This window comes from Neorhizobium sp. NCHU2750 (assembly GCF_003597675.1).
GTDB lineage: Bacteria > Pseudomonadota > Alphaproteobacteria > Rhizobiales > Rhizobiaceae > Neorhizobium.
Window position 1 is genome coordinate 715,928 of sequence record NZ_CP030828.1, and the last position, 12,632, is coordinate 728,559.

At 61.1% G+C, this 12,632-nt stretch carries 9 protein-coding genes; 5 read left to right on the forward strand and 4 right to left on the reverse strand.

Annotated features, from left to right (window positions below; genetic code table 11):
- The first annotated feature begins 7 nt into the window (after positions 1 to 7).
- Positions 8 to 1,033 carry a GntR family transcriptional regulator gene (locus NCHU2750_RS23970; protein WP_119944254.1) on the forward strand — a complete coding sequence of 342 codons (1,026 nt, stop codon included), beginning with the start codon at positions 8 to 10 and terminating at the stop codon, positions 1,031 to 1,033.
- Positions 1,034 to 1,060: 27 nt separating this feature from the next.
- A complete protein-coding gene (locus tag NCHU2750_RS23975; protein ID WP_119944255.1) occupies positions 1,061 to 2,179 on the forward strand; it encodes a mandelate racemase/muconate lactonizing enzyme family protein in 1,119 nt (372 codons plus the stop codon).
- An 85-nt stretch (positions 2,180 to 2,264) separates the two neighbouring features.
- Here the strand turns inward: NCHU2750_RS23975 and NCHU2750_RS23980 are convergent, their stop codons facing one another.
- A complete protein-coding gene (locus tag NCHU2750_RS23980) occupies positions 2,265 to 3,590 on the reverse strand; it encodes a dicarboxylate/amino acid:cation symporter (protein ID WP_119944256.1) in 1,326 nt (441 codons plus the stop codon).
- Between the two features lie 218 nt (positions 3,591 to 3,808).
- Here NCHU2750_RS23980 and NCHU2750_RS23985 point away from each other — a divergent pair, with 218 nt between their 5' ends.
- From NCHU2750_RS23985 to NCHU2750_RS23995, 3 genes are all read left to right on the forward strand, one after another.
- Positions 3,809 to 5,644, forward strand: coding sequence for a sensor histidine kinase (locus tag NCHU2750_RS23985; RefSeq protein WP_119944257.1), 1,836 nt, complete (start codon positions 3,809 to 3,811; stop codon positions 5,642 to 5,644).
- Between the two features lie 3 nt (positions 5,645 to 5,647).
- The gene (locus NCHU2750_RS23990; protein WP_119944258.1) at positions 5,648 to 7,003 is read left to right on the forward strand and encodes a sigma-54-dependent transcriptional regulator; all 1,356 of its coding nucleotides are present in this window, start codon (positions 5,648 to 5,650) and stop codon (positions 7,001 to 7,003) included.
- A 172-nt stretch (positions 7,004 to 7,175) separates the two neighbouring features.
- The gene (locus tag NCHU2750_RS23995) at positions 7,176 to 9,782 is read left to right on the forward strand and encodes a DNA translocase FtsK (RefSeq protein WP_119944259.1); all 2,607 of its coding nucleotides are present in this window, start codon (positions 7,176 to 7,178) and stop codon (positions 9,780 to 9,782) included.
- Positions 9,783 to 9,797: 15 nt separating this feature from the next.
- On the opposite strand, the gene NCHU2750_RS24000 is transcribed toward NCHU2750_RS23995, so the two are convergent.
- From NCHU2750_RS24000 to NCHU2750_RS24010, 3 genes are read right to left on the reverse strand one after another with little or no spacing between them, the layout of a single operon-like run.
- On the reverse strand, positions 9,798 to 10,535 hold the full coding sequence (locus tag NCHU2750_RS24000) for an ABC transporter permease (protein WP_119944260.1): 738 nt from the start codon (positions 10,533 to 10,535) through the stop codon (positions 9,798 to 9,800).
- Complete coding sequence (locus NCHU2750_RS24005) at positions 10,532 to 11,470, reverse strand: ABC transporter ATP-binding protein (protein ID WP_119944261.1); 939 nt, start codon at positions 11,468 to 11,470, stop codon at positions 10,532 to 10,534. The genes NCHU2750_RS24000 and NCHU2750_RS24005 overlap by 4 nt, the downstream gene beginning before the upstream one ends.
- Complete coding sequence (locus NCHU2750_RS24010) at positions 11,467 to 12,600, reverse strand: ABC transporter permease (RefSeq protein WP_119944362.1); 1,134 nt, start codon at positions 12,598 to 12,600, stop codon at positions 11,467 to 11,469. The genes NCHU2750_RS24005 and NCHU2750_RS24010 overlap by 4 nt, the downstream gene beginning before the upstream one ends.
- Positions 12,601 to 12,632: the final 32 nt, after the last annotated feature.

A 12,632-nucleotide genomic window follows, 5' to 3' on the forward strand; every position in this document is an offset into this window, starting at 1 on the left:
GGGCTTCATGGCAGGCAAGGCGGGTGGCGCCTCCAGCGGGCGGTCACCGAGGCTCTACCAGAGAGCGTTGCAGGTGATGTCGTCCGAGATCCGTTCTGGCGGGTGGCACAACGCCACGAAATTGAATGAGACCGCCGTCGCGGCCCGTTTCGGTATCAGCCGGGCGCCGGCTCGACAGGCCCTGGTGGAGCTCGAAGCGCTCGGCCTCGTCCGCAAGGCTGAGGGGAGGGGTTATCAGGTCGTCGCCGCGATGGGGTCATTGAGTTCCGGCAGTCCCACTGTATCGAGCGTCGCTGATCGACAACCAGAAGATATGCGGTTGAATTTCCTTGCCAGTTGGGAGCTGATCTACCGACAGGTCGAGCTGGATATTGCCTCCCGCACGTCTTTTGCCGGCTGGAGGGTCAATGAGGCAACGCTTGCCAAAACCTTTGGTGTCAGCCGTACCGTTGCAAGAGAAGTGGTTGCAAGGCTGCAGCAACGCGGCATCGTCAGCAAGGATGAGGCTGGGCGCTGGCAGGCACCGGCACTGACTGCGACCCACATCGCCCAGCTTTATGAACTGCGGTGGACGCTTGAGCCGCTGGCTCTCGTACAGGCCTTGCCAAGATTGCCGGACGGGCTGCTTCCGCAATTGATGGCCGATCTGGAGCAGGCTATCGCGGCGGGCGAGGGAGCTGATTGGGAGATACTGGATCGTATCGAGCAGCAGCTTCATAGCCAGCTGCTCGGTCATTGTGGGAACCCGCCGCTGATGCAGGCGATCAGTCTGCCGCAGGCAATTCTTGTCGCTCACCACCGGCTTTATCAGCCGAAGGCTTCCGGCGCCCCCGAGGAGCCCTTTCTGCTCGAACATTTCAAGATCTTCGAGTGCCTGCTGGTTGGAAAGGTGGGAGATGCGGCGCAGGAGCTGGCGAGCCATCTGCGGATATCCAGCGAGCGGGCAATCGAACGCATTGCGGGTCGTGCGCGCACGCTCTCGCTTCCGGACCTTCCCTATCTGGAGCGCCTGCGCGACATCGATTTCAGTTGAACAGAGACTTCATTGGGAGGAGCCAATATGAAGATCAAGTCGCTTGAACCGTTCATTCTTCACCTGCCGCTGACATCGGCTTCGATCTCCGACTCGACCCACAGCATTACCCATTGGGGCGTGGTTGGGGTCGCGATCACCACGACGGATGGCCTGACGGGTTACGGCTTCACCGGTACCCACGCACATCTGGCCTCGGACAGGCTGATCACGGCCTGTATCCGGGATTGCTATGCACCTCTGCTGATCGGCGAGGATGCCAGTGAGCATCAACGCCTCTGGACCAAGCTTGCGCGCCATCCCTCGCTGCAATGGGTCGGCCGGGCAGGGATCACCCATCTCGCGCTTGCCGCGGTCGATGTGGCGATCTGGGATCTCAAGGCGAAAAAGGCAGGCCTGCCGCTCTGGGCCTACCTTGGTGGGGCAAGAACCGAAGCGCTCGAGGCCTACAACACCGATATCGGCTGGCTGTCATTCTCGCTGGAGGAGTTGCTTTTAGGCTCTGTCCGTGCCGTCGAGCAGGATGGCTTCACCCGGATCAAGCTGAAGGTCGGTCACGACGATCCGAATATCGATGTGGGCAGGCTTGAAGCCGTGCGCAAGCGACTGGGCCCGAATGTCCGCATCGCCATTGACGGCAACGGGAAATGGGACCTGCCGACCTGCCTGCGTTTCTGCGAGCGGGCGCGCGATCTCGATATCTACTGGTTCGAGGAGCCCATGTGGTATGATGATGTGGAAAGCCATCGTCTGTTGGCGCGCTCGTCGACCATCCCGGTCGCGCTTGGCGAGCAGCTTTATACGGTCGATGCGTTCCGCAGCTTCATCAATGCCGGCGCAGTGGCTTACGTACAACCCGATGTGACGCGGCTCGGCGGAATAACCGAATATATCCAGGTTGCCGATCTGGCGCGGGCAAATCGCTTGCCGGTTGTGCCGCATGCGGGTGAAATGAGCCAGGTACATGTGCATCTGAGCTATTGGCACCCGGCCTCGACAATTCTCGAATATATCCCCTGGATCAAGGATCATTTCGAAGAACCGGCGGATGTGGTCGGCGGGATCTACAAAAGGCCGCAGCGCCCCGGTGCCGGCACGACCGTACTTGCCGAAAGCTTCTCCCGCTACGGCAAGAGCCTTTCCTGAGCAAAGCCTTGCCGCTAAAACAGATCTGCCGCCCGGAGGCGGCAGATTGGGGCGGGACTTGCGTCCCATCCAAGCCTTGGGAGGCTTATTCTGCCGGCTGCAGTCCGCCGGTAGCACCGTCGCTGGAACCCGAAGCAAGTGCGGCATCCAGCATGCCCTTGTCGAGTTCACCTTCCCAGCGCGCAACGACGATGGTCGCGACCGCATTGCCAACGAGGTTGGTCAGAGCGCGGCATTCCGACATGAAGCGGTCGATGCCGAGGATCAGCGCCATGCCGGCGACCGGTACTGCCGGAACGACCGAGAGTGTGGCGGCAAGCGTGATGAAGCCTGCTCCGGTGATGCCGGCAGCGCCCTTCGAGCTCAGCATCGCAACGAGCAGCAGCAGGATCTGGTCGGTGAGCGACAGATCGATGCCGGTTGCCTGGGCAATGAACAGCGACGCCAGCGTCATGTAGATATTGGTGCCGTCGAGGTTGAAGGAGTAGCCGGTCGGGATGACGAGGCCGACAACCGAGCGCCGGCAGCCGGCGCGCTCCATCTTCTGCATCAGGCCCGGCAGGGCGGCTTCCGACGAAGAGGTGCCGAGAACCAGCAGCAGTTCTTCCTTGATGTAGCGCAGCAGCGCAAGGATCGAGAAGCCGTTATACTTGGCAACAGCGCCCAGAACCACCAGCACGAAGAGCAGCGACGTGATGTAGAAGGTGAGGATCAGGAAGGCGAGATTGGCGACCGAGCCGATGCCGTACTTGCCGATGGTGAATGCCATGGCGCCGAAAGCGCCGATCGGCGCAGCCTTCATCAGGATCGCGACAAGGCGGAAGATCGGTGCGGTGAGCGCGGTCAAAAGATCGGTGACCGGCTTGCCCTTTTCGCCGACCATGCCGAGCGCGATGCCGAACAGGACGGAGAAGAACAGGACCTGCAGGATGTCACCCTGGGCGAAGGCGCCGATGATCGTGTCCGGGATGATGTTCATCAGGAAGCCGGTAACGGTCGTCTCGTGTGCCTTGCTGGCATAGGCCGCGACTGCCTTGCTGTCGAGCGAGGCGGGGTCGATGTTCATGCCGGCGCCCGGCTGCAGGATGTTGCCGACGATGAGGCCAACGACGAGCGCAAGCGTCGAAAACACCAGGAAGTAGATCATCGCTTTGCCGGTGACGCGACCGACCTTCTTCAGGTCGGACATGCCGGCAATGCCGGTTGCGACAGTCAGGAAGATCACCGGTGCGATGATCATCTTGACCAGCTTGATGAAGGCGTCGCCGAGCGGCTTCAGGCTGGCGCCGACATCCGGATAAAAATGGCCGATCAGAACGCCGGCGATGATCGCGACGACGACCTGGAAATAGAGGTGCCGGTAGAATGGCAGGGGTGCACGCGGCTGCGTGGATGCGGGTACTTCAATCATTATTGTCCTCCATCGCGCCGCAACCAACTATCTGGCTCTTCCCGGGCGCATTGATGTCAAAATTGAGAATTGCAAAGTGTGTGCCAGTTTGCCGCCTGCGACATAACGTCTTGATTTCAATGGAGTTGAGGGGCGCGGCTGCAGACCTTTTCTAAGGCTGTGCGATTTTTCGCACGGTTTTATTTGCGACATGTGCGGATTTGTGCTCATTGGTGCGAATGATGAATGAACAGCGCATAGCCCATACGGGGTCCATTCGGCGCACCTGGATCGCCTTCGGGCTGGTGTTCGTCTTGTTCTGTGCCGCCGTCTTTTATGTGGCAGGCGTGTATGGGCAGGCGTCCGCGCTGAAGGCTCTGTCTGTTCAAGGCAGGACGGAGGCCAGTTTGAAGGTTGCGCTTCTCCAGGCCGTTCTCGAAAGGCCGAGAGCGCTGCCGCTCTTGCTGGCGAAGGATCGCGACGTCGAGGATACGCTCGCCGGCAGCGACGAGGCCAAGAGGATCGCGCTCGATCGCAAGCTTGTCGATCTGGTCGTGCCGACCAAGGCTGCGGTGATCTATGTCGTCAATGCCGATGGCATCGCGATTGCGGCCAGCAACTGGCAGGAAGAGAAGAGTTTCGTCGGCAACGACTATCGGTTCCGAAGCTATTTTTCGCAGGCGATGAGAGAGGGCGGGGCGGAGCATTTCGCACTCGGCTCTGTCAGCAATCGGCCGGGTCTCTATATATCGCATCGGGTAGGATCGGCAGAGAATCCGCTTGGCGTTGTCGTCGTCAAGATGGAATTCGATCAATTGGAAAGCGACTGGCGCGATACGCGGCGTCCGTCCTTCGTCACCGACAACAATCACGTGGTACTTGTTACCAGCATTCCATCCTGGCGCTTCATGACGGCCGAGCCGCTGCCCCCGCAGCGCATCGACGCCATCCGGCAGAGCCTGCAATTCGGCGATGCGCCGCTTGTGCCGCTGCCGATCGCCCGCCTGCAATCGCTGGCGCAGGATGCCTCCGTCGTTCGCGTGTTTCTGCCGGGCGGAGGAGCAATTCGTTACCTACAGATCACGGTGCCGGTTTCCACGACCGACTGGGATCTGCAATACCTCCTGCCCGTGGACGGTGCGATTGCTGCCGACATGCGCGAGTACCGATTGCTCGGGACGCTGGTATTGCTCGGGGTCTTTTCTGTCGCCGCAATCTGGATCCGGCGCCGTCACGTGGCTCTTCTCGCGATTGTCCGCGAACAGGTCGCTCGCGAGGAGCTGGAGCGGCGCGTTGAGGAACGGACGCGGGATCTCAGTCAGGCGCGCGACCGGCTGCAGGCCGAAATATCCAACCACAAGTCGACTGAGGCAAAGCTGCAGGTGGTGCAGCAGGACCTCGTCCAAGCGAACCGCCTTGCCATTCTCGGGCAGGTTGCGGCAGGCGTGGCCCACGAGATCAACCAGCCGGTGGCGACGATCCGTGCTTATGCCGACAATTCCAAGATCTTTCTCGCGCGGCAACAGGTGGAGTTGGTTCAGGAAAACCTCGACTTGATCGCTCGCCTGACCGATCGTATCGGCGCCATTACCGATGATCTCAAGGCCTTGGCAAGGCGGGGGCGCACAGCAGCAGAACCGGTTTCACCGGCCGACGTGCTGGACGGAGCGCTGCTGCTTTTAAAAAGCCGGTTCGCCGCTCCGCTCGGCATGCTTCAGGTCGAACCCATTGGCGCCGACCTGAAGGTGATGGGCGGCCGTCTGAGGCTCGAGCAGGTTTTCATCAACCTCCTGCAAAACGCGCTGGAGGCGGTGGAGAGCCGCGAGGGTGGGCTCGTGACTGTGTCGGCCGCGTCTACCGACAACGAAGTGGCGATCACCGTTGCGGATAATGGGCCGGGCATTGCCGGGACAATCCTCGCTTCCCTGTTCCAGCCGTTCAACTCGACGAAGGAAAAGGGGCTCGGTCTCGGTCTCGTCATCTGCAAGGACATTGTGGCCGACTATGGCGGGCGACTGACCGTTGATACAGACGAGCGGGGTACCCGCTTTACCGTGCATTTGAAAAGGGCTTGAGCCATGGAAGCGTCCACTCCGGTATTGCTGATCGACGACGACAGGGATCTGTTGCGCGCGACCGCGCAAACGTTGAGCCTTGCAGGGTTCGACGTCAGATCCTTCTCGTCCGGCAATGAGGCACTGGTTGATCTGGACGAGAATTTCACCGGCGTCGTCGTTTCCGATATCAGAATGCCCGGCATTGATGGCCTGCAGCTGTTCGAGCGGATTTCCGGATTTGACCCGGAACTTCCCGTCGTGCTGATGACAGGGCACGGAGATATCCCCATGGCCGTCAAGGCGATACAGGATGGTGTCTACGATTTTCTGGCGAAACCCTTCCCGGCAGAACGACTGGTGCAATGCGTCCGCCATGCCGCGGAAAAGCGCGGACTTGTGATCGAGAACCGCCGTTTGAAGGCCGCCGGCAACAATGGTGATGATGGGCTCCCGCTGCTCGGCCAGACGCCGGTCATGGAGCGCCTGCGCCACATGCTGCGGCAGATTGCCGATACGGATGTGGATGTTCTGGTGACGGGCGAGACCGGCACCGGCAAGGAAGTCGTCGCGAGTGCTCTTCACGCCTGGAGCCGCCGGGCAAAATCCAATTTCGTGGCGCTGAACTGTGGCGCTCTGCCGGAGCAGGTGATCGAAAGCGAGCTCTTCGGTCATGAGCCCGGCGCCTTTACCGGTGCCCAGAAGAAGCGTATCGGGCGGATCGAGCATTCCAGCGGCGGCACGCTCTTTCTCGACGAGATTGAGAGCATGCCGCTTTCCACTCAGGTCCAGATGCTGCGCGTTCTCGAGATGCGTGAGGTGACGCCGCTCGGGACGAACGAGGTGCGCCCGGTCGATCTGCGGGTTGTGGCGGCCTCCAAGGTCGATCTTGGGCATCCCGACCAACGGGCCAGCTTTCGGGAAGACCTCTACTACCGGCTCAATGTCGTGACATTGACCATCCCTCCGCTCCGCGAGCGTCGGGACGATATACCGCTTCTGTTCAATTATTTCGCCAGAAGAGCTAGCCGACGTTTCGATAGGCCACTGCCGGGTGTCCCGCGCACAGTGCTGGAGCATTTAAGGGAGCATTATTGGCCGGGTAATGTCCGTGAGCTGTCCCACTATGCGGAACGATTCGTCCTCGGACTGGAGCCTAGTCTGCCAACGCCGTCGGCGCAGGCGGGGCTGGGGTTTGAGTGTGGCGCGCTTCCCGAGCGTCTAGAACGCTACGAAGCCGATATAATCCGCGAAACGCTGACGGAATATGCCGGAGACGTGCAGCAAACGATCGCCGCACTCGGAATTCCGCGCAAGACGTTTTACGACAAGCTTCAACGTCACGGTATCGTCAGGAGTGACTACGCCGATCGGCGATGAATTCTATTTGAAACAATAGCTTAACGTTCAATTTTGGAGCTGCGGCGAGAATTTTTTTGCCGGGTCCCGCCTAAAATGGCGCGCAAAACACCCTCTCGGAAACGCCTGGTTAAGGTTTTCTTTTTATTAACGGGGTCCGGTGTGATCACGTTGTTTGATGGTTTAGCGTAGCATGCATTTTCCGCCTTCCCGCAAAGACATTTCTCCAATCGAAAGCGCCAATAGCAGCGACGAGCAGGACTTCGCCGCAGCAAATGATGCCGAGCGGCCGTTGCCGCTGCCGGTGCCCATTCCGGCGGTCGAACTAGATCCGGCAAAGTTGCCGACATGGCAGCGCGCCTTCATCCTCGCCCCGAATGTGCGTTTCACCCGCACGCCCGGGCATGGTCCGGCCAAGGCTCTGCCGACCGTTCGCGAACGGATCGCGAGCATGGTTGCGCAGTCTGAAACAAAGCCCGCAGAACGGGCGCAGACGAAGAAGAATTCCAATGATGCAGGTTCCCAGGTGAATAATCTTCAGCGCCGGCTCGCCCAGGCTTTCGTCCCGGAGAAAGCGCCGGTCCCGGCCCCAGTCGTCCAGTCGGATGATGTCGCCGCCCGTCGAGCAATCGAGCAGGCCCAGAATCAGCGCATCCCTGCCGTCGCCAAGCCGCCGGCGGCAGAGGCCTCGGCTCCTGTCATCACGGCACCGATTGCCATCACGGAGCCGATCGTCACGGCAGCCGTCGCGCCTGCTCCAACCCGTCGGATGACATCGGTTCCCGATCACCTGATCTGGGAAATGATGAGCCTCGGCGCGTCGGAGAATATTGAAGCCGGCATTTCCCGCCGGGCCCTGCCTGCATCGCAGCCGCAGCCGCAGCATGCCGCTGTGATCGCTCCTGCCGCGGCCCCCGTGAAGCCGAATCCGACGAAACCCGGCGCGTCGGCCCTCGCTCCGACCATTCAGCGCTTCGTGCCGCCGGCGCCGCTTGTCGAGGACGTAGTCGTCATGCCGGCCCCGGCCCCGGAAGCGCCGCAGATTGATGCACCGTCCGCTATCCATCTTTACCGTCAAGTGTCTGTCCGGCAGTTCGTTCCGGCGCCGATTGAAGTCGAGCCGCAGACATTTCAGACTGACAGCGTAGCAAGCTATGAAGAGCCGCAGGTCGTGGAACCGGCTCCGGTCTTCCACGGGATCGATGCTGAGCCCGTCGCTGCACCGGTAGCACGCAAGCCGCGCCTTCAGACCTTCACCGAGGATTATACCTTCCCGGATATCGATCTGTTGCAGCCGGCAGCACCGCGCGAAGAGCAGACGATGAGCCAGGAGGCGCTGGAGCAGAGCGCCGGTATGCTCGAAAGCATTCTCGAGGACTTTGGCGTCAAAGGCGAGATCATCGACGTGCGGCCGGGCCCGGTCGTGACGCTTTATGAGTTCGCTCCGGCTCCCGGCGTGAAATCGTCTCGGGTGATGAACCTGTCGGATGACATCGCCCGCTCGATGTCAGCCCTTTCGGCCCGTGTCGCGGTCATTCCCGGCCGCAATGTCATCGGCATCGAACTGCCGAATGTCGAGCGCGAAACCGTCTACCTGCGCGAACTGGTCGAGAGCAATTCCTATATCGGCACCGATTATCGCCTGCCGCTCTGCCTTGGCAAGACGATCGGCGGCGAACCGGTGATCGCCGAGCTCGCTAAAATGCCGCATCTTCTCGTCGCCGGCACGACCGGTTCCGGCAAGTCGGTTGCGATCAACACGATGATCCTGTCGCTGCTCTACCATCTTCGTCCGGAAGAGTGCCGGCTGATCATGGTAGACCCGAAGATGCTGGAACTGTCCGTCTATGACGGCATCCCGCATCTTCTGACACCGGTCGTGACCGACCCGAAAAAGGCCGTACTGGCGCTGAAATGGGCCGTGCGCGAGATGGAAGAGCGCTATCGCAAGATGTCGCGCCTCAATGTCCGCAATATCGACGGCTTCAACGCCCGCGTTGCCGAGGCACGCAACCGCAACGAGACGATTATGATCAGCGTGCCGGTTGGTTTTGACCGCTCGACCGGCGAGCAGGTCTTCGAGGAGCAGTCGCTCGATTTGACAGCATTGCCTTATATCGTCGTCATCGTCGACGAAATGGCCGACCTGATGATGGTGGCCGGCAAGGAAATCGAAGGGGCGATCCAGCGTCTGGCGCAGATGGCGCGTGCGGCCGGCATCCACTTGATCATGGCGACCCAGCGTCCGTCCGTCGATGTCATCACGGGCACGATCAAGGCGAATTTTCCGACCCGCATCTCCTTCCAGGTCACGTCCAAGATCGACAGCCGTACGATCCTCGGCGAGCAGGGTGCCGAGCATCTGCTGGGCCAGGGCGACATGCTGCATATGAAGGGCGGCGGACGCATCGCCCGTGTCCATGGACCTTTCGTCTCGGATTACGAAGTCGAGAAGGTCGTGGCGCATCTGAAGACGCAGGGCCAGCCATCCTATCTCGGCAGCGTGACCGAGGACGAGGAAGACGACGGTATCGAGGAGGAAGAGGACGCAGCTGTCTTTGACCAGACCTCGATGGGCGCGGAGGACAATAGCGACGATCTCTATGAGCGCGCCGTCAAGATCGTCCAGCGGGACAAGAAGTGCTCGACGTCCTACATCCAGCGCCGTCTCTCCATTGGCTACAATCGTGCCGCCTCGCTGGTCGAACGGATGGAGAAGGAAGGGCTGGTTGGCGCCCCGAACCATGTAGGCAAGCGTGAGATCCTCGGGTCTCAGCCGAATCGCACCGGCGAGGAGTGATCGTGGGAGGGCCGTTTAGGCGGCCTTCCATCGCATCAGAGATCGTTCGAGAAGCGACAGAAGATCGAAGACCAGAATGGCCAGGGCGGCCACGAGAAGGGCGCCCTGAAGGATGAAGGCAAGATTGTTGGATTGAAGTCCGGCAATAATGACTTCGCCGAGCGTCTTTGCCGCAACCGTTGAGCCGATCGTGGCCGTGCCGAAGCCGACGACCGCGGATATCTTGATGCCGCCGACGATCATCGGAAGGCTGAGCGGCAATTCCACCTGCCGAAAAGTCTGAAGAGACGTCATGCCGCTGCCTCTGGCTGCGTCGACAACGTTGCCGGGCACCGTTGTGAGTGCCGTCATCGTATTCTCGAAGATGGGCAAAAGCGCGTAGAGAAACAGTGCGAACAGCGTCGGTCCGTTGCCAAAGCCCATGGCCGGGACGGCTAGGGCGAGCACGGCGACCGGCGGGAATGTCTGGCCGATATTCACGACAGTGCGCGCAAGCGGCAGGAACTCCGCACCGAACGGCCGGGTCACGAGGATGGCCAACAGAACCGCGATAACGGTGGCCAGCGCGGTTGAGGCAAACACCATTTCCACATGTTGCAGCGCAAGTGCTGCGAGATCCCCTTGATTGTAAATCGCCGGCGCATTGGCCTGGATCAACGGTTTGAAGGCAAAGGCAAAGCTATCCGGAGACGCGAGGAACCCGATGAGCAGCGCCAGAAGAGCGATGCGCGGGATGAAACTCAGAGCCCTCATTGCGGCCTGACCGCGTTGGCAAGCAGTGTCTGCAGGCGAACGCGACCGACCGATCGGCCATCCGGAGAGACAACCGGCAGCGCCTCTGCGCCGCTCCACATCAGCGCTGCCATAGCCTCCTGCTGCGTCCTGTCGCTGGTGATCGGCTCACCTGTGGCGTCACCCATCTCGACGGCGGAGGCGACGGTTGCGAGCGAAAGCAGCCGGAAAGGCCGGTCGAATGTTCCCACGAGCCCTTCAACAAATGGCGTGGCCGGTGTCGTCAGAAGGTCGATCGGGCGGCCATATTGCAAAAGCCTGCCCTTATCCATGACCGCGATCCTGTCTCCGAGGTGAAAGGCCTCGTTGATATCATGGGTCACGATGACGATCGTCGTGCCGAAGCGTTTCTGGATGGCGAGAAGCTCGTCCTGTGCCTTGCCCCTTAGGACCGGGTCGAGAGCCCCGAACGGCTCGTCCATCAACAGGATCTGGGGTTCGGCCGCAAGAGCGCGAGCGACGCCGACGCGCTGCTGTTGCCCGCCTGAAAGCTGATGCGGATAGCGATTGGCGAAGATGGCGGGATCAAGCTGAAAGAGGTCGAGCAATTCGGCAATCTTGGCATCGATCCGTGATTTTTCCCATTTCAGCAGCCGCGGCACGGTAGCAATATTGTCGGCTACGCTTCGATGCGGAAACAGGCCGTGTCCCTGGATCGCATAGCCGATCCGGCGCCTCAATTCGTGACCCGGTATCTGCCGCGTATCCTGTCCGCCTATCAGGATCTCTCCCTCATCCTGGCAGACGAGCCGGTTGATCATGCGCAGCAGCGTCGTTTTTCCCGAGCCGGAGGTGCCGACCAAAACGGCAACCGATCCTTCCGGCATCGTCAGGGAAACGTTATCCACGACGGCCTTGCCGCCGTAGCGCTTGGTAATGGAGCGGATATTGATCATGCCGATTGGGCCTCCGTGCCGGGCGCGGTGCTGAAGTCCACCAGCGCATCCAGCACGATGGCGGCGACGAAGGACATGGCGACGGTCGGCAGTGCCCCGAGCAGGACGAGATCCATTGCCGACTGGCCGAGACCCTGGAAAACGAAGACGCCCATGCCGCCGCCGCCAATCAGGGCGGCAATCGTTGCCATGCCGATATTCTGGATGAGGACGATGCGGATCGCGGCCAGCAGGCTCGGAAAGGTCAGCGGAAATTCGATTAGCGCGAGGCGCTGCAGATCGGTCATGCCGGCACCGCGCGCGGCGTCATTGGCCTCGGCAGGTACATTCTCCAGGCCTGCAACGGTATTGGCGACGACTGGCAGGAGCGAATAGAGCACCAGTGCGACAAAGGCGGGAGCGGTGCCAATGCCCGATACGCCGATCGCGGCAACGCCCGGAACATGCATCGCCACCCAGCCGAGCGGCAGGATCAGCAGGCCGAACAGCGCAATCGACGGGATCGTCTGCAGAATGTTGAGCGAGTTGAGGAGGACTGCACGCAACCAGCGAACGTGGTGAGAGATGATGCCGAGCGGCAGACCGATGATGAAAGCCACCAGCATGGAACCGAGCGCCAATAGCGCATGCCTCGACATTTCCGCCCAGAAAACATCGGATCTGTTGGCATATTCCTTCATCACGGAAATGTCGGACAGGATGCCGGATGCGAATATGCCCCCGAGCGCGGCCGTCACGAGAGCAAGTAACCATAATCGCTTGGCGGGAGACAGTCGCAGCTTGGCGAGCACATCGACGGCAGCGAGAGAAAGGCTGAAGGCCAGAAGCCAGAAACCCGATCCCGGCGATACGCGGGCGTAGGCATTTCCGGCCGGAAGCTGCGCATGGCCGGCCCAGCCGAGAGCGGCGATGCCGCCGACAAGGCCGAGCGCGGCAACGGCGAGCCGCACCGCCTGAGGCAGTCGTATGACCAGACAGAAGGCGACAATGACCAAGGCTGTCGCAAGCGCGGGGCCGCCCATTAACGGAAGTGCGTCGATCAGCGGGCGGCCTTGCCCCTGCAGGATACGGTTGGGCTTCACCACGACGAAAGGCAGGGCGAAGGTCGACACGAGCACGAGTGCTGCCATCAGCACGCCGGTCTTTTCAATGCCTGTCCGCA

What these genes read in the sequence shown, in the direction of transcription:
- NCHU2750_RS23970 (WP_119944254.1), top strand. Translation starts at nt 8, where the DNA reads ATGGCAGGCAAGGCGGGTGGCGCCTCCAGCGGGCGGTCACCGAGGCTC.
- NCHU2750_RS23975 (WP_119944255.1), top strand. Translation starts at nt 1,061, where the DNA reads ATGAAGATCAAGTCGCTTGAACCGTTCATTCTTCACCTGCCGCTGACA.
- NCHU2750_RS23980 (WP_119944256.1), bottom strand. Translation starts at nt 3,590, where the DNA reads ATGATTGAAGTACCCGCATCCACGCAGCCGCGTGCACCCCTGCCATTC.
- NCHU2750_RS23985 (WP_119944257.1), top strand. Translation starts at nt 3,809, where the DNA reads ATGATGAATGAACAGCGCATAGCCCATACGGGGTCCATTCGGCGCACC.
- NCHU2750_RS23990 (WP_119944258.1), top strand. Translation starts at nt 5,648, where the DNA reads ATGGAAGCGTCCACTCCGGTATTGCTGATCGACGACGACAGGGATCTG.
- NCHU2750_RS23995 (WP_119944259.1), top strand. Translation starts at nt 7,176, where the DNA reads ATGCATTTTCCGCCTTCCCGCAAAGACATTTCTCCAATCGAAAGCGCC.
- NCHU2750_RS24000 (WP_119944260.1), bottom strand. Translation starts at nt 10,535, where the DNA reads ATGAGGGCTCTGAGTTTCATCCCGCGCATCGCTCTTCTGGCGCTGCTC.
- NCHU2750_RS24005 (WP_119944261.1), bottom strand. Translation starts at nt 11,470, where the DNA reads ATGATCAATATCCGCTCCATTACCAAGCGCTACGGCGGCAAGGCCGTC.
- NCHU2750_RS24010 (WP_119944362.1), bottom strand. Translation starts at nt 12,600, where the DNA reads ATGGCAGCACTCGTGCTCGTGTCGACCTTCGCCCTGCCTTTCGTCGTG.